Origin of the sequence: Streptomyces sp. DT2A-34 (genome assembly GCF_030499515.1) — a bacterium.
Lineage (GTDB): Bacteria > Actinomycetota > Actinomycetes > Streptomycetales > Streptomycetaceae > Streptomyces.
Genome location: NZ_JASTWJ010000001.1, coordinates 3,109,198 through 3,125,743, shown reverse-complemented (window position 1 = coordinate 3,125,743; position 16,546 = coordinate 3,109,198). Strand labels below are relative to the sequence as shown.

The window sequence follows — 16,546 nt, the reverse complement described above, 5'->3', positions numbered from 1 at the left end:
AAGGCCTGGGAACATTCGGGCCTCCCCGTGCATTGAGTCGGCATAACTCAACTTGACTGCCGAAGGGGAGATCATGGCTTCGACGTCCACACCGCTCACCCTGCCTGTGCTGCCGCTCGACGATGAGGTCGTGCTGCCCGGAATGGTGGTCCCGCTGGACTTGAACGACACCGATGTGCGCGCCGCCGTGGAGGCCGCGCAGGCGGCCGCCCGCTCGCAATCCGGAAAGCCACGGGTGCTTCTGGTGCCGCGCATCGACGGTACGTACGCGGGCACCGGTGTGCTCGGCACCGTCGAGCAGGTAGGCCGGCTGGCCGACGGTGACCCGGGTGCCCTGATCCGCGGTCGCGGCCGCGTGCGGATCGGTGCTGGGACGACCGGACCGGGTGCGGCACTGTGGGTCGAGGGGACGCGGGTCGACGAGAGCGTGCCCGAGCCGCTGCCCGGACAGGTCACCGAACTGGTCAAGGAATACAAGGCGCTCGCCACCGCCTGGCTGCGCAAGCGCGGCGCCTGGCAGGTCGTCGACCGCGTCCAGGCCATCGACGACGTCTCGGCCCTGGCCGACAACTCCGGTTACTCCCCCTTCCTGTCCACCGAGCAGAAGGTGGAACTCCTGGAGACCGCCGACCCGGTCGCCCGCCTCAAGCTCGCCACCCGGCACCTGCGGGACCACCTCGCCGAGCAGGACGTCGCCGAGACCATCGCCAAGGACGTCCAGGAGGGCGTCGACAAGCAGCAGCGCGAGTTCCTGCTGCGCCGTCAGCTGGAGGCCGTCCGCAAGGAACTGCGCGAGCTGAACGGCGAGCAGGAGGGCGAGGAGTCCGACGACTACCGCGCCCGCGTGGAGGCCGCCGACCTGCCGGAGAAGGTCCGCGAGGCGGCCTTGAAGGAGGTCGACAAGCTGGAGCGGTCCAGCGACCAGTCCCCGGAGGGCTCCTGGATCCGCACCTGGCTGGACACCGTCCTCGAACTCCCGTGGAACGAGCGGACCGATGACAAGGCTTCCGCGTACGACATCCAGGGCGCGAAGCGTGTGCTGGACGCCGAGCACGCCGGTCTGGAGGACGTGAAGGAGCGGATCACCGAGTACCTGGCGGTGCGCAAGCGGCGGGCCGACCGCGGCCTCGGTGTCGTCGGCGGCCGGCGCGGCGGTGCCGTACTGGCCCTGGTCGGCCCGCCCGGCGTCGGCAAGACCTCGCTCGGCGAGTCCGTCGCCCACGCCATGGGCCGCAAGTTCGTCAGGGTCGCCCTGGGCGGCGTCCGCGACGAGGCCGAGATCCGCGGCCACCGCCGTACGTACGTCGGCGCGCTGCCCGGCCGGATCGTGCGCGCGATCAAGGAGGCCGGTTCGATGAACCCGGTGGTCCTCCTCGACGAGATCGACAAGGTGGGCTCGGACTTCCGCGGCGACCCCGCGGCCGCGCTCCTGGAGGTCCTGGACCCGGCCCAGAACCACACCTTCCGGGACCACTACCTGGAAGTGGAGCTGGACCTGTCGGACGTGGTCTTCCTCGCCACCGCCAACGTCCTGGAGGCCATCCCCGAGGCCCTGCTCGACCGTATGGAGCTGGTCCGCCTCGACGGCTACACCGAGGACGAGAAGATCGTCATCGCCCGCGACCACCTGCTCCCGCGCCAACTGGAGCGGGCGGGCCTGGAGAAGGACGAGGTGACACTCGACGAGAGCGCGCTGCGCAAGCTCGCCGGCGAGTACACGCGCGAGGCGGGCGTCCGCAACCTGGAGCGCTCGATCGCGCGGCTGCTCCGCAAGGTCGCGGCGCAGCACGAACTGGGTGAGCGGAAGCTGCCGTTCACGATCTCGGACGGTGACCTGCGCGGCCTGATCGGCCGGCCGCACCACGTGCCCGAGTCCGCCCAGGACCCGGCGGAGCGCCGTACGGCCGTGCCGGGCGTGGCCACGGGCCTCGCGGTGACCGGCGCGGGCGGCGACGTGCTGTTCGTCGAGGCGTCGCTGGCGGACGCGGAGACGGGCGCGGCGGGCCTGACGCTGACGGGCCAACTGGGTGACGTGATGAAGGAGAGCGCACAGATCGCCCTGTCCTTCCTCCGCTCGCACGGCGCCGAACTGGAGCTGCCCGTCGCCGACCTGAAGGACCAGGGCGTGCACATCCACTTCCCGGCGGGCGCGGTGCCCAAGGACGGCCCGAGCGCGGGCATCACGATGACGACGGCGCTGGCGTCGCTCCTGTCCGGCCGCCCGCTGCGCACGGACGTGGCGATGACGGGCGAGGTCTCACTCACGGGCCGCGTCCTGCCCATCGGCGGCGTGAAGCAGAAGCTGCTGGCGGCCCACCGGGCGGGCGTCAAGACCGTGATCATCCCCAAGCGCAACGAGCCCGACCTGGACGACGTCCCCGCCGAGGTGCTGGACAAGCTCGACGTCCACACGGTGACGGACGTCCGCCAGGTCCTGGAGCTGGCGCTGGCGCCGGCCGTCAGCGGCGTGGCGCCGGAGGTTCCGGTCGCGGCGTGACGGACGCGACCGGAAAAGGGAAGGCCCGGGTTTCTCGTGAGAGAGGCCGGGCCTTCGCCGTACGGCGTCCGGGCCTTCGCCGTACGGCGTCCGGTACGGCCCGTGGGGCGTCCGGTACGGCCGTGGGGGTGGCCGTCGGCCGGGGCTTGGCGGTGTCGGACTAGCCGTTGGCCAATGCCTTCACCCGGTCCAGCGCGCCGTTGAACCTGTTGTGGTCACCGACGGTCGGCCCGGAGGACGTGTACTGCCACATCGTGTAGTAGCGCCAGCCCGCCGGCAGTTCGCCCACCGCCGTCGCGTACCGGGCGATCCACAGCGGGTTGACGGAGGCGAAGCCGCTGTGGTTGCCGGTGCACTGTTTCCACCAACTGGTGGCCGTGTAGATGACGGGGCCGCGGCCGGTGCGGGCCCTGTACCGGTTCAGGAAGTCGCGGATCCAGGTGACCATCGCGCTCGGTGTCTTGCCGTAGCAGGCGTCTCCGTACGGATTCCACTCGATGTCGAGGACGCCGGGCAGGGTCTTGCCGTCGCGGGACCAACCGCCGCCGCGATCGACGAAATAGTCGGCCTGGGTTGCTCCATTGGTGGTGTCCGGGGTGGCGAAGTGGTACGCGCCGCGGATCATGCCGATGTCGTGGGAGCCGTCGTACTGCTGGGCGAAGTAGGGGTTCTTGTAGTACGTCCCCTCGGTGGCCTTCACATAGGCCCACTTCACCCCGCTGTCCCACAGCGTCGGCCAGTCGACGTCGCCCTGGTGGCTGGAGACGTCCACGCCTTCCGTCTGAGCGGCCAGGGTGCTGGCAGGGCCGTCGTGCACCCCGTCGTGGACTGCGACGCCCATGCCCATGTGGGCGGAGCCGCGCGGCGGGTCGTCGTCGGCGGATGCGGGAGGGGGCTGGACGGCGAGGAGGAGGACCAGGAGGAGGGAGAGGGCGGTGGCGAGCACGAGCCCTGCGAGGTGGGGATGGCGGGAGCGGAGCGGTTCGGATCTGAGCACGGGCACAGCGTGCCTCCGAAGGCCCGGTGACGCTCGGTGGGGAAATGGGCCGGGGGTGTGACTGCGGTCGGGTGACGGTGACGGGGGTGGCTGGGGGCTGGGTGGCTTCGGCTGGGGGCCGCGGTGGGTGAGGGCCTCGGCAGGCGGCAGGGGGGCCGGAGGCTGCCGTTGGTCTACGCCTGCGAAATACTGGCGGAGCTGCGGCAATGACGGCGGGTGGCGGAAATTTTCGGGACCGGGAAATCGAGGCAGGGGCTGACGTGCACCAAGACGGAAACGACGACGGGCGGAGAGTCGAATCTGGGGGTGCCGCCTCTGGGAGAATGCCCGGTGGTGGTATGGACCAGCCCGAATTCCTCGACCTGGAACGCGAGTTGACCGTCCTCTTCCGGCGCGCCAGGGCCAAGCAGGGCGAGATGGCCCGCGAGGTCCATCCCGACCTGGAGTCCGCGGCGTACGGGCTGCTGGTCCGACTGGACGAGTCCGGCCGCATGCGCGCCACGGAACTCGCCGCGTACATCGGCGTCGGCAAGGCCACCATGTCCCGCCAGCTGCGCGCCCTGGAGGACCTGGGCCTGGTCGCCCGCGAGCCGGACCCCGCCGACGGGCGGGCGTGGCTGGTGCACCTCACGGAGGAGGGGCGCGGCCGGGTCGCGAAGGTGCGGGAGGCCCGCCGGGCTCGGTATGTCGCGCAGCTGTCCCACTGGGATCGGGGTGAGGTGGCGGAGCTGGCTCGGTTGCTGAATCAGTTGAACCGAGGGATGGAGAAGTAAGGCGACGGTCGCGGGGAAATGGGCCGTTATCGCTGTCGCGGGCGGCGAGCCCTGGCATCCTTGCATTTCCTCAACCTCGGGGTAGCTGTCTGGGCGCCGGCTCCGGGGGTGCTGCGTACGGGGGTGCGGTGTGGACGGAGCCGGGGTCGGGGCCGGGTCTGCGGCCGGATCAGGGCCCGGATCAGGGGCCGAGCGATTCGATGTGTTCTTCTCCTACGCCTTCAGGGACGGTGATTGGCCCGTCGCCCTGGCGGAGAACCTTGAGCGGCTCGGGCGGGCAGCGGGTGGCCACGCGGTTGCAGGAGGGCTTGGCACAGGCGGAAGCTCTGGTGGCCGTGGTGACTCCGCTGTGGATCGCCTCCGAGTGGTGCGACGAGGAGTTCGCGGCGGCCATGACGGCTTCGACGGCCGGGCGGCAGCGGGTGATCCCGGTCCTCTGGGGCGATGTGGCGACCGTTCCGCCCTTCATCGCTCACGGCTGTTCGTCGACTTTCGTACGGTGGCGGCGCCGGACCAGTACGAGGCGAAGGCACGGCAACTCGCGCGCGCGGTACGGGGGTTGGCGGACTCGGAGCGGCCGGCGGCCACGGGTGTGGTGGTCCCGCCGCAGGGCCTGGAGTACCGGCCGGACGGGCCCATCCACGCGGAGTTACGGGTCGGGGTGGGGGCGGTGGTGTTCTCGACCGAGGGAGCCGAGGTGTCCGGCGCTCCGCCCGGCGCGGATGACGGGCTTGCGGCGGCCGAGCTGGACCGCCAGTTGGATGAGCGGGTTCGGGCGTTGCAGCGTGCGCGGGGATCACGTGACCCGGACCGCGCCCACGACGGACACGCCGGTGATCTCCGGTGGCGTGAACGGTGCCTTGGCCGCCGTCGGCCGGACCCTGGGCGAGCGGTTCGTGAACGGGGAGGTGGGGGCCGCGTTGCGGCGCGAGGCGGCGTTGGCTCGTGACTGCAATGCTCCGCTGCGGATCGGGTTGAGCGTCGACGCGGCCGAGTGGCGGGATCTGCCCTGGGAGAGCCTGGTGGTACCCGGTGCGCCGGGGCCGCTGGTGCTGTCCGAGCGCGTCGACCTGTACCGCAAGGTACGGCGGGAGACCCCGCCGGTGGCGATGCCGATCCCGGGGCCGCTGCGGATTCTTGCCGTGGTGGCGAGTCCGGAGGCGGGGGCGGGTGAACTTCTCGACTATGAGCGGGAGTTGGCGCGCATCCTGGACGCGGTCGGCTCCGCGCGCACCAAGCAGGGGGCGTATGTCCGGGTACTGAACTGGGGGAGCGTCGCCGAGATTCGCGCCGCTCTGGAGGAGGAGCGGTTCCACGTACTGCATCTGTCGTGCCATGCCGCCCCGGGGGTGCTGTTCCTGGAGAAGGACGACGGCGGGCTGGACAAGGTGGACGCGCGGCGGTTCATGGATGACGTGCTGCCGCCGGGACGTGGGGTGCCGTTGGTCGTCCTGTCCGGTTGTTCCACGGCACAGGCACCGCAGTCGGATGCCGATGACGCCGCCGCCGAGGCCCGTGCAGGCTGGCGCGGGAGCTTCTGGGCCGAGGGGTTCCGAGCGTGCTGGCGATGACGGAGGCGGTCACCGACCGGTACGCCACCGAGCTGGCCGCTCTCGTGTACGAGGATCTGGCCCGGGCGGAGCACCCCGTCCCGCTGGCCGCGCTTTCGCGGGCGCGGCGACGGCTGGAGGCCGCACGGCAGCAGCTCCCGGCCGGTGATCCGAGGGGCGCCTGGCCCGAGTGGTCCACTCCGTCCCTTTTCCTCGCTGGGCCGCCCCTGCCGCTCTTCGACGCCGGGCAAGGCGTCGAGCGGGTGGCACCGATGCCCGAAGAGGGTGCTGGAAGAGGGGATGGTGGTGCGCAAGGTCGGCGAGTTCGTGGGGCGTCGGGCGGAGCTACGGCAACTGCTGGGCGTATTGCGTGACTCCGGCCGGGGCGGCGTGCTGATCCACGGGATCGGCGGCGTCGGCAAGTCGACGCTCACCGCGGAGTTGCTGCACCATCTGGGGTCCGAAGCGGGGTTGGTGGTGCCCGTCCCGGCCGCTACGGCCCCGACGGTCGACTCGGTGCTGGAGACCCTGCGCAAACGTCTCGTCGTTCGCTGCGTGTCCGCCGGGCTTGCCGAGGACGACATGCTGCGCCGGGTGGCGGCCATGCTCGCCGATGCCACGCCGTCGTGGCGGGAACGGTGGGAACTGATCCAGCAGGTCGTCCTGCCACGGCTGCCGGTCCTGCTCGTGCTGGACAACGCCGAGGACCTCCTGGTCCAGTCCGACGGGGGTTGGCAGCCGGCCGATCCCGACCTGGCGGACTTCCTGGCCGCCTGGGCGGCTGCCGCGCCTCGCGCTCGACTGCTGGTCACCAGCCGGTATCCGTTCAGCCTGCCGAACCGGATGCACCGACGCCTGACGATGCATCACCTCGGCCCGCTGTCGCTTGCCGAAACCCGCAAGCTGATCTGGCGGCTGCCCGGCCTGGACGCCCTCGGCAAGGAGGACCTCGAACGCGCCTACGCCGATGTCGGCGGGCATCCGCGGGCACTGGAGTACCTGGACGCGCTGCTGCGCGGTGGCGAGGCACGGTTCCCCGACATCGCCGAGCGCATGGAGGAGGCGCTGGAGCGACGCGGCATCCGTAACCCGGAGCGATGGCTGGCCGGGATCGCCGGTGACCTGGACAAGGCGTTGGCCGAGACCGTCACGCTGGCGGTGGATGACGTGCTGCTCGACACGCTGCTGGGGCAGTTGGACGGTGTGCCGGGGGCGCGGTCGCTGCTGGACGGGCTTGCGGTGTATCGCGCGCCGGTCGACCGGACGGGGGCTGCCTGGCAACTGTCTGACCTGACCTCGGCACCGGGGGTTGAACCGGCGTTGGCGGACCGGCTCCGGACAGTGAGGCGACAGATCGTGGAAGCCCAGGCTGGGGGAGCCGTGGCGGAGGAAGGATGGGGTCTTCCTTCGGAGGTGATGGCCCAGTTCGGAGACGATCTCAAGGAGCTGTCCCGGCCTCCGGTCGAACTCGACGACGATGCCGAGGAAGCCTTGCGTCTACTGCTGGGACTGGGGCTGGTCTCCCCCGCGCCGACGTCGCAGGACGAGCCGGGCAGTCGGCCCAGCGGCTTGCTGGTACACCGCTGGACCGCTGACGCCCTGCGAAACCGGAGCGCCCCTGAGGTACTCACAGCAGCTCATCGCCGGGCTGCTGCCTACTGGCGGTGGCGCGCCCATGTATGGCCGCAGGACAAGGCCGCCGCCATCATCGACCTCATCGAAGCCCGCCATCACCATTACCAAGCCGGTGCCCTCGATCAGGCGAACGCTGTCACCGACCGTGTGTGCCGGCAATTGCACACTTGGGGTGCGTGGGACTGGGAAGAGCGGCTGCTCAAGGAGAGTCTCTCCTGGAATCCCGCCGGCTCCCGGGCCGCTGCCGGCTGTCTTCATAATCTGGGCACCATCGCGGACGCACGGGGGGACTATGGTGAAGCCGAAGAGTACTACCGTAATTCGCTCGCCATCAGTGAGGAACGCGGCGATCGAGCCGGTATTGCAGGCACATATCACCAACTCGGCCTCCTCGCAGTGAGGCGGGGGAATTACGGTGAAGCTGAAGAGTTCTGTCGAAAATCGCTCGCCATCGCAGAAGAACGCGGCGACCGGGATAGGATTGGTGCTGGCCACCATACTCTGGGCGCGATTGCGGAAATGCGGCGAGAGTACGACGTAGCCGAAGAATACTACCGCAAGTCACTGGCCATCAGTGAGGAAATCGGCGATCGAGTCGGTGTTGCCAACAGCTATCATCAACTCGGTAAGGTTGCGGAAAGTCGGGGTGATTATGACCTCGCCGAAGAGTGCCACCACAGTTCGCTAGCCATCCGTCAGGAAGGCCGCTACCGGGCTGGGATCGGTGCCAGTTACCACCATCTCGGCAAGATTGCGGAAGTGCGTGAGGATTATGGCGTGGCCGAGGACTACTACCTCAAGTCGCTGGCCATCAGTGAGGAAATCGGTGACCGAGCCAGCATTGCCGCCACCACCAGTCAACTTGGCATACTGCGAACAAAACTGAATCAGCCGGATCAAGGCATTACCCTCAATCTCCAGGCGCTCGCTCTACGTCTGGAGATGGGAGTCTCAGTCGGTACGGACATTTACTGGCTCAAAAGGCAGAGAATCCTCCTCGGTGACGACGCCTTCGAGGAAGAGCTCCGCGCCCACCTGCCCGAGAAGAACGCACAAGCGGTCATGTCGGTAACGCTTCCGTCGCCCGAGAGCGCCGATGAGGACGAGTCGCCCCCGGAATAGGTGGCTCACAACTCCGCAAACACCACCGTCGCATCGTCATGCGTCTTACTCCGCCCCAGCCGCACCCGCTCCTCCGCATCGCCCCGCTCCAACCCCCGCACCCGATCCACCAACTCCCGCGCCCCCTCCTTCCGCAGGAGCCGATAGCAGTCCCCCCAGTCCCCCTCCCGGAACTTCTCCACCCACCGGGTCGCCCCATCCGTCAGCGCGGCCACGGCCCGAACCTCCCCCCGCGCCAGCACCCCCGTCACCGCCCGCCCCGCCACCGACGGATCGGCGGCGGCCGTGAAGAAGCCGCCCTCCTTGTTGCGGATGTGGGCGTCGATCATGGCGTCCGCGGCCAGGGACGCGCGGGGGAGGCGGGACAGGCGGTCGTCCAGGTAGGGCGTGATCGCGCCGTCCGGGGACTCCACCAGCAGGGCCGAGTCCGACAGGATCAGGTACTCCACCGTCTCCGGCGACCACCGGGCCAGAACCACCGTTGCCTGTGGGGTGCGTGGGTGAGAAAGGTCACAGGTTTCGGCGTGGGCCTCAGCGGTACGTGCGATGGCGCGGGCCAAGGCGTCGACGAGGGGAACATCAGGGAGTGAAACGGTCAGTTCGGTCAGGGCTCCGCCGAGTCGTGCGGTGAACCAGGCGACGGAATGCAGGCAGCCCGTCTCACCCCTCGGTGGGGTCACTCCATCCAGAACCACCAGTGCGCCGCCCTGTCCCGAGGCGGGAAGAGCGACACTCGCGAAGTCCTCGTTGGGGCGGGCCGGGTCACCGGGCTCCGAAACAAGCTCTGTTCGCATTCGGCCAGTCTGCACGAGGCCTTCACAAGGTTCGCGAAGGGGCCGCATTGGCCGCCGAATGAGTGCGGCGGCGCAGGTCAGGCGCCTGATTTGGGGTGGAATGGTTTACTCCGGCCGGGCGTGGCGGCGAATACTGTCATCGCCCGCCGCAGACGTCCAACCGGCCCGCCGCGCAAGGCATCCGCACGCGCCTGAGAAACTTGCCCGCCAACTCCCCTCCGGGGTTCACTCCTTCGGGTGGCGGGTCAGGTGATGCGCGGCCGCTGCCCACCGGCACTGGGAGGGTCGGGAACCGCATCGAGTGTACGTAGAGTCGGCAGTAGTTGACGGAGCGTCACTCGGACCCATGGGTATCACGAGTCAGGAATGCGAGCACCGGTGCAGAAGATGCGGCCTCGTCGCTCAGGCAAGCAGACGTCCTCCGCAGGGGGCGCGCAGTCCACGCCCGGCACCACGAACGGCACAACGGCCGACGTCACACCCGTCGGCAAGGGGCGCCCGACCCATGTACGGAACCGGCTGATCGTCGCCGTGGCCGTCGTGGCCGCCGCCATCGCCGGCGCCGGCGTCCCCTCGGTCGTCGCCGCCTCCGGGCAACTGCACGACACTCAGAAGCTCGTGACCCTCGCCGAGCAGACCGAGGACGCGCTCACACTCGCCCACTCCCTCGCCGACGAGCGCGACGAAGTCACGTCGTACATCGCCGCCGGACGGCCCAAGTCGAAGGCGCCCAGCGAGCAGCGCAGCGTCCGCGTCGACCGCCAGGTCGAGGAGCTGCGCGCCGACACCGACACGCCCCCCGCGCTGCGCGGCGACCTCGACGGCATCGCGACCGTGCGCAGGGCGGCGCTCACCGGCAAGAGCACCGCGCTGGAAGCGCACGAGGCCTACTCGGTCACCATCACCGAACTCCACCGGCTCGCCGAGCAGCTGGCCGAGCAGATGCCGCCCCGCGCGGGCGCCGGCGCCTACGCCCTCGCCGAGCTGGACTCCGCCGTACAGCAGGCCGCCGCCGCCCGCGGGCTGCTGCTCGCCGCCCTCAGTGTGCCGACCACCACCGAGACCGTGATCGACCCGATCACCGGCATCGCGACCACCCAGAAGACCTCCTCGGACGCCGACGCCAAGCAGCGCGCCGCCCTCAGCGCCGCCGCCCAGCAGGCCCGGCTGCGCTCCGACGCCGCCCTCACCGACTTCCACGACACCGCCCCCAAGAGCGCGCGCACGTCGTACGACTCCACGGTCACCGGCCCCGAGATCACCACCGCCGAGCGGTATCTCACCGGCCTCACCGACCAGGCCACGCTCTCCGACCGGGACCTCGCCACCAACACCCAGCGTGCCGAGGCCGCCCTCTCCGCCCGCGTCGACGCCATGCGCGGTGTCGAGTCCGCCCTGTACGACCGCCGCACCAAGGCCCTCGAACAGCTCCGCGACGACGACGTCACCGCACTGGAGATCCGCATCGCGATCCTCGGCGCGCTGATGCTGCTCGCCGTGGGCGTCGCCACGGGCATGGCCCGCAGCCTCACCCGGCCGCTCGCCGTGCTGCGGCTCGGCTCCGCCCGGCTGGCCCAGGCCGAGGACCCGGCGGCCGAAGAGCCCGTCAAGTTCACCGGCCGCAAGGACGAGTTCGCCCAGGTCGTCAACTCCGTCAACGCCCTGCACGCGCACGCCGTCGCCCTCCACGAGCGCATCGCCACCCTGGAGTCCGACCGCAAGCACCTCGTCGGACAGCGCCAGAAGATGGCCGACGCCCGCGACGAGCTGCGCACCGAACTCGCCGATTCGGCCGCCCAGTTGGAGCGGCTGCGGGAGACCATCGGCTCCACCTTCGTCAACCTCGCCCTGCGCACCCTCGGGCTCGTCGAGCGCCAACTCGCCGTCATCGAGAGCCTGGAGGAGCGCGAGCAGGACCCCGACCGGCTCGCCACGCTCTTCAAGCTCGACCACTTCGCCACGGTCATGCGCCGGCACAGCGAGAACCTCCTCGTCCTCGCCGGCACCGAGCACGTCCAGCAGCACGCCGGACCGGTTCCGCTCGTCGACGTCGTCCGCGCGGCGGTCAGCGAGATCGAGCGGTACGAGCGGGTCCGCATCGCCGCGCTCCCGCCGCACGCGCATGTGGCGGGCTTCGTGGCCGACGACCTCTCCCACCTGCTGGCCGAGCTGATGGAGAACGCGTCGTCGTTCTCCCCGCCCGACCTGCCCGTCGAGGTCTCCGGCTGGCTGCTGGAGAACGGCGAGGTCATGCTCTCCGTCCACGACGAGGGCATCGGGATGACGAGCGATCGCCTGACGCGCCTGAACTCCCGCCTCGCCGACTTCGATCCCGAGGCCACCTACAACCAGGAGGGCGACGACGGCCTGGGCCTCGGCCTTTACGTCGTCGCCCGCCTCGCCCACCGCCACGGCGTCCGCGTCCAGCTCCGCGAGCAGAAGCAGGGCGGGGTCGCGGCGGTCGCGGTCCTGCCCAGGGGCCTGCTGGTGGCCGCCCCCGCGGCCGCGGTTCCCTCGGACTCACCGCACCACGCCGGCACCCGCACCTTCTCCCTGCCCGGCGCCGACGCCGAGGCCAACTCCAACGTCCTGCGCGGCCGCGCGAAGGGCGGGGACCCGCTGGTGGCGCTGGCGGAGAAGGCCGTACAGGAGACGGAGGCCGCGGACGAGGCCGTACGGGAGACGGCAGAACGGCAGCAGCCGGGCACGCCCGAGGCCGAGCAGGAGCGGGAGCACCCCGCCGAGACCACGATGGAGCTGCTGATCCCGGCACAGTCGACGGGAGAGCCGACTCCTGGCGGGTCGGCGGTCGGCGAAGGCGCGAGTGCGAAGTCCGCGGATGGCGATCCCGGAGCGACAGCTGATCCCGCGGCCGACGAACCCGCGGCCGCCGACGGCGAGGACGCCCCACAGGGGCCACCCGCACCCGACGACGATGCCCGCACGGTTGGTGCGGGTGGGAAAGAACCCGCCGAAGGCGAAGCCGAGGCGGAACACACCCGCGCCCCGGACGAGGACCTGCTCACCGACAAGGGCCTCCCCAAACGCACCCCGAAGATCACTGCCCCCGCCCAGGCCCCGCGCCAGCGGACCGCCGGCGTCGACGCCGAAGCCCTCCGCAGGAGGCTGGGTGGCTTCCGCAAGGGAGCGGAGGCCGGCTACCGCGACGTACAAACAGAGATCGCCGAACAGACCGGCCGGCACAGAACACCCAGCAGTGAATCCGAAGCAGCCACGGGGGGCACAGTCGAGGAGGCAAGCAGTTGACAGCGCCCAGTACCTTCGGACTGAGCAGTGAAGCCCGCAACCTGCACTGGTTGTTGACGAATCTGGTCGAGGAGGTGCCGGGCATCCAGTCAGTCGCGGTGGTCTCCTCCGACGGGTTGCTCCTGCTCTCCTCGGACCACGCCCGCAACGAGGAGGCGCGGGAGGTGAGGAGCGACAAGCCCACCGGCCCCCGCGGCTCCTCCGCCGACCTCGCCACCATCGTCTCCGGCATCGGCAGCCTCACCATCGGCGCCGCCAAGCTGATGCAGTTCGGCGGGGTGAAACACACGATGGTCGCGATGGACGAGGGCAGCCTGTTCGTGATGTCCATCAGCGACGGCTCGCTGCTCGGCGTGCACGGCTCCGCGGACTGCGACATGAGCGTGGTGGCCTACCACATGGCGCTCTTCGTCGGCCGTGCCGGCCACGTCCTCACTCCCGAACTCCGCAGCGAGCTACGGAAGTCCCTCGAGACCGCCTCGGCAGGGGGTACCCGATGAGCAACGCCCCGCAGAACAGGCCCCAGCTCCCCGTCCGCGGCGGCGACCGCAAGCCCGCCCGCGTGCGCCCGTACTCGCTCACCGGCGGCCGTACCCGCTTCGGCCACGTCCTCCTCGTCGAGACGTTCGTCAGCAGCACGGCCGCGCTGGAGGCTCCGGAGGAGCGCCGGGAACTGACGAATGGTTCCCTCACCACCCGGGTCATGCCGGAGATGCGGGCCATCGTCGAACTGTGCCGCCGTATGCGCACGGTGGCCGAGATCGCCGCGCTGCTGAAGATGCCGCTCGGCGTGGTCCGCGTGCTCCTCAGCGACCTCGCGGACCAGGGAAAGATCCGTGTGTACGGCACCGGAACCGGTCACGGCACCGGCCGTCCGGACCGCGCGCTGCTGGAAAGGGTGCTGAGTGGACTCCGTCGTCTCTGACGCCGCTCGCGGTGTCTCCCCCCGCCCCGACTCGTTCCTCGCCGATGAAGGGCCCGTGCAGCCCTGGCAGACGGACCGCACCCGAGCCCCCGTCGCCACGAAGATAGTCGTGGCCGGCGGCTTCGGCGTCGGCAAGACCACACTGGTCACCGCCGTCTCGGAGATCACGCCCCTGCAGACCGAGGCACTGATGACCGAGGCGAGCGAGGAGACCGACGACCTCACCTCGACGCCCGGCAAGCTGACCACCACCGTGGCCATGGACTACGGCCGCATCACGCTCGACGACGACCTGGTGCTCTACCTGTTCGGCACGCCGGGCCAGCAGCGGTTCTGGTTCATGTGGGACGACCTGGTGCGCGGCGCGATCGGCGCGGTCGTCATGGCCGACACCCGGCGCCTGAAGGACTGCTTCCCGGCGCTGGACTACTTCGAGAGCTGCGGACTGCCGTACGTCGTCGCCGTCAACCACTTCGACGGCAGCGTGCGCTTCGATCCGGAGGACGTGCGGGAGGCGTTGACGGTCCCCGCGCACATACCTGTAATGATCATGGATGCGCGGCGGCGGATCTCGGTGGTCGAGACTCTGCTGTCTCTCGTCGGCCACGCACTGGACGTCACCCCCGAGTAGTCCCCGATCCCTGTAGGAGACACCACCGGATGCGGAAGATACTCGTCGTCGGAGCCGGTCAGTCCGGACTCCAGATAGCCCTCGGACTCCAGTCGCACGGGTACGAGGTCACCCTGATGTCCAACCGGACCGCGGACGAGATCCGCTCCGGCCGGGTCATGTCCACCCAGTGCATGTTCCACACGGCACTGCAGCACGAGCGCGATCTCCAGCTGAACTTCTGGGAGTCCCAGGCCCCGAAGATCGAAGGACTCGGCGTCTCGGTGGCGGCCCCCGGCTCCTGGGGCGAGGGCCCCGCGGCACGGGCGATCAACTGGCTGGGGCACCTCGACGGGTTCGCGCAGTCGATCGACCAGCGGGTGAAGATGGCCGGCTGGATGGAGACGTTCGCCCAGCGCGGCGGCCAGCTGGTCATCCATGGCGCGGCGGTCGGCGACCTCGACTACTTCTCCCGTACGTACGACCTGGTGCTGGTGTCGGCCGCAAGGGCGAGATCGTCCAGATGTTCGAGCGGGACGCGGAGCGGTCCCCGTACAGCGAGCCGCAGCGGGCGCTCGCCGTGTCGTACGTCCACGGCCTGGGCCCGCGTCCGGAGCACCCGGACACCGAGGCCGTCCGCTGCAACCTCGTCCCCGGCGTCGGCGAGCTGTTCGTCATGCCGTGTCTGACCACCTCCGGGCGCGCGGACATCCTCTTCTGGGAGGGCATACCCGGCGGGCCGCTCGACGTCTTCGACGGCGTGAAGGACCCGGCGGAGCACCTCTCCCTGACCCTGGAACTCATGGAGCGGTACACCCCGTGGGAGCACGCGCGGGCGACCAAGGCCGAGCTCACGGACGCCGGCGGCGTGCTGAGCGGGCGGTACGCGCCGACCGTGCGCAACCCGATCGGGCGGCTGCCCGGTGGCGGGCTCGTGCTGGGTGTGGCGGACGTCGTCGTGGCCAACGACCCGATCACCGGGCAGGGCTCCAACTCCGCGTCCAAGTGCGCGGCCGCCTACCTCGCCTCGATCGTCGAACACGGCGACAAGGAGTTCGACGAGGCGTGGATGCGCGCCACCTTCGACCGGTACTGGGCCACCGCGCAGCACGTGACCAAGTGGACGAACGCGATGCTCGCGCCGCCGCCGGAGCACATCCTCAACCTCATCGGCGCGGCCGGGCAGCTGCCGCCGGTCGCCGACCGGTTCGCCAACGGGTTCAATGACCCGGCCGACTTCGAGAACTACTTCTATGAGCCGGAGAAGGCCGCGGCTTACCTCGCTGAGGTTTCTGGGTCCTGACCTGCGGGCGTACCTCCGGGCGTACGGCTCCCAGGACCGGGTTCGACGCGATCGGCGAGATCTTGATCTTCTCGCCGGTGCGCGGGGCCTGGACCACCTTGCCCTTGCCGAGGTACAGGGCCACGTGCGTGGCGTCCGGGAAGTAGACGACCAGGTCGCCCGGGCGCAGTTCGGTCAGCGGGACGCGGTCGAGCTGCGCCCACTGCTCCTGGCTCGTGCGGGGGATCGGGGTGCCGGCGTGGGCCCACGCCTCTGACGTCAGGCCCGAGCAGTCGTACGACTTCGGGCCCTCCGCGCCCCACTTGTACGGCTTTCCCAGCTGCTTCCTGGCGTAGCGGATGGCGCGGCGGGCCTCGGGGGACGGTTTGTGGTCGTCCTTGGCGAGGGCGCCGGACGCCATGAAGGCCCTCTGGGACTTGGCGACGCCCTGCTTCTCGAACTCGGCCAGGGCGGTGAGCTGGGCGGCGGTGAGGGAGGCGAGGAGCTCCTCCACCTTTTTCAGCCGCTTTCGTACGGCGTCCCGGTCCTTCTTCTGCCGCTCGGCCAGGGCGAGTCGGGCGTCCAGCGCCTTGCGGGCCTGCCGGGCCAGCTCGTCGGCCTTCTTCTCCGTGCCGGTCAGGCGGCCCACCGTCTCGGCGCGCTCGCGTGCCAGCCGGCCGATGACGTGGCCCTGGTCCAGGGCGTGCTGGGGGTCGCGGGCCAGGAGCAGGCGTACGTACGGGGAGATGTCGGTGGTGTTCTGGTACTGCTGGCGGGCCAGGCGGCCGGCCGCTCCTCGGCTGTCGCGCAGGGAGAGGCGGGCGCGGGCCAGGGCGGCGTCCAGGCGGGCCACCTCGGTGCGCTGCTTCTTCAGCTTCTCCTCGGTGGCGTTGTAGGTCTCCGTCGCCTGCTCGGCCTTGCGGTAGAGGCGCTGAAGGTCGGTCAGAAGCTCGGCTGTGGAGCGCGCCCGGGGTTCGGGGGCCGGGGCGGCCGCAGCGGGTGCCGGTGGGAGGAGCGTGGCGACCGTCGTGGCGGTCGCCGTCACCGCCGCCATGCATGCCAGACGCAGAAATCTTCCTGACACGTCATCACCT

12 protein-coding genes and 2 pseudogenes are annotated in these 16,546 nt (G+C 70.4%); 11 read left to right on the top strand and 3 right to left on the bottom strand.

Annotated features, from left to right (window positions below; genetic code table 11):
• Window positions 1-73 precede the first annotated feature (73 nt).
• Window positions 74-2,497 (top strand): endopeptidase La, encoded by a 2,424-nt coding sequence (gene lon, locus QQM39_RS13460; RefSeq protein ID WP_301996941.1) that lies wholly within the window; start codon window positions 74-76, stop codon window positions 2,495-2,497.
• 160 nt (window positions 2,498-2,657) lie between these two features.
• Here lon and QQM39_RS13455 read toward each other — a convergent pair whose 3' ends face one another.
• Window positions 2,658-3,500, bottom strand: coding sequence for a lysozyme (locus QQM39_RS13455; RefSeq protein WP_301996940.1), 843 nt, complete (start codon window positions 3,498-3,500; stop codon window positions 2,658-2,660).
• Window positions 3,501-3,754: 254 nt separating this feature from the next.
• Between QQM39_RS13455 and QQM39_RS13450 the strand changes: the two genes are divergently transcribed.
• The 5 genes and pseudogenes from QQM39_RS13450 (at window position 3,755) to QQM39_RS13440 (ending at window position 8,574) form a co-directional block, all read left to right on the top strand.
• Entirely contained in the window at window positions 3,755-4,267 is a 513-nt protein-coding gene (locus QQM39_RS13450) for a MarR family winged helix-turn-helix transcriptional regulator (protein WP_301996939.1), read from the top strand.
• Between the two features lie 200 nt (window positions 4,268-4,467).
• A pseudogene (locus QQM39_RS46175) lies at window positions 4,468-4,716 on the top strand (toll/interleukin-1 receptor domain-containing protein); the annotation flags it as partial.
• A 351-nt stretch (window positions 4,717-5,067) separates the two neighbouring features.
• A complete protein-coding gene (locus QQM39_RS13445; RefSeq protein ID WP_301996938.1) occupies window positions 5,068-5,838 on the top strand; it encodes a CHAT domain-containing protein in 771 nt (256 codons plus the stop codon).
• On the top strand, window positions 5,835-6,191 hold the full coding sequence (locus QQM39_RS46170; RefSeq protein WP_367669689.1) for a hypothetical protein: 357 nt from the start codon (window positions 5,835-5,837) through the stop codon (window positions 6,189-6,191). The genes QQM39_RS13445 and QQM39_RS46170 overlap by 4 nt, the downstream gene beginning before the upstream one ends.
• Complete coding sequence (locus tag QQM39_RS13440; RefSeq protein WP_301996937.1) at window positions 6,118-8,574, top strand: tetratricopeptide repeat protein; 2,457 nt, start codon at window positions 6,118-6,120, stop codon at window positions 8,572-8,574. Before QQM39_RS46170 ends, QQM39_RS13440 begins: the two co-directional genes overlap by 74 nt.
• A 5-nt stretch (window positions 8,575-8,579) precedes the next feature.
• Here QQM39_RS13440 and QQM39_RS13435 read toward each other — a convergent pair whose 3' ends face one another.
• Entirely contained in the window at window positions 8,580-9,368 is a 789-nt protein-coding gene (locus QQM39_RS13435; RefSeq protein ID WP_301996936.1) for a protein phosphatase 2C domain-containing protein, read from the bottom strand.
• Between the two features lie 366 nt (window positions 9,369-9,734).
• Here QQM39_RS13435 and QQM39_RS13430 point away from each other — a divergent pair, with 366 nt between their 5' ends.
• The 5 genes and pseudogenes from QQM39_RS13430 to QQM39_RS13410 all read left to right on the top strand — a co-directional run bounded on the left by QQM39_RS13430 (window position 9,735) and on the right by QQM39_RS13410 (window position 15,473).
• Complete coding sequence (locus QQM39_RS13430) at window positions 9,735-12,635, top strand: nitrate- and nitrite sensing domain-containing protein (RefSeq protein WP_301996935.1); 2,901 nt, start codon at window positions 9,735-9,737, stop codon at window positions 12,633-12,635.
• Entirely contained in the window at window positions 12,632-13,135 is a 504-nt protein-coding gene (locus QQM39_RS13425) for a roadblock/LC7 domain-containing protein (RefSeq protein ID WP_301996934.1), read from the top strand. Before QQM39_RS13430 ends, QQM39_RS13425 begins: the two co-directional genes overlap by 4 nt.
• Window positions 13,132-13,560 (top strand): DUF742 domain-containing protein, encoded by a 429-nt coding sequence (locus tag QQM39_RS13420; RefSeq protein ID WP_301996932.1) that lies wholly within the window; start codon window positions 13,132-13,134, stop codon window positions 13,558-13,560. Before QQM39_RS13425 ends, QQM39_RS13420 begins: the two co-directional genes overlap by 4 nt.
• Window positions 13,541-14,191 (top strand): ATP/GTP-binding protein, encoded by a 651-nt coding sequence (locus QQM39_RS13415; RefSeq protein ID WP_301996931.1) that lies wholly within the window; start codon window positions 13,541-13,543, stop codon window positions 14,189-14,191. The genes QQM39_RS13420 and QQM39_RS13415 overlap by 20 nt, the downstream gene beginning before the upstream one ends.
• A 29-nt stretch (window positions 14,192-14,220) precedes the next feature.
• Window positions 14,221-15,473, top strand: a pseudogene (locus tag QQM39_RS13410) (styrene monooxygenase/indole monooxygenase family protein).
• Here the strand turns inward: QQM39_RS13410 and QQM39_RS13405 are convergent.
• Entirely contained in the window at window positions 15,391-16,536 is a 1,146-nt protein-coding gene (locus QQM39_RS13405) for a C40 family peptidase (RefSeq protein WP_301996930.1), read from the bottom strand. The pseudogene QQM39_RS13410 and the gene QQM39_RS13405 overlap by 83 nt on opposite strands.
• Window positions 16,537-16,546 lie beyond the last annotated feature (10 nt).

Coding starts and splice junctions, on each gene's coding strand:
- QQM39_RS13440 (WP_301996937.1), top strand. CDS start 6,118: ATGGTGGTGCGCAAGGTCGGCGAGTTCGTGGGGCGTCGGGCGGAGCTA.
- QQM39_RS13420 (WP_301996932.1), top strand. CDS start 13,132: ATGAGCAACGCCCCGCAGAACAGGCCCCAGCTCCCCGTCCGCGGCGGC.
- QQM39_RS13435 (WP_301996936.1), bottom strand. CDS start 9,368: ATGCGAACAGAGCTTGTTTCGGAGCCCGGTGACCCGGCCCGCCCCAAC.
- lon (WP_301996941.1), top strand. CDS start 74: ATGGCTTCGACGTCCACACCGCTCACCCTGCCTGTGCTGCCGCTCGAC.
- QQM39_RS46170 (WP_367669689.1), top strand. CDS start 5,835: ATGACGGAGGCGGTCACCGACCGGTACGCCACCGAGCTGGCCGCTCTC.
- QQM39_RS13430 (WP_301996935.1), top strand. CDS start 9,735: ATGCGAGCACCGGTGCAGAAGATGCGGCCTCGTCGCTCAGGCAAGCAG.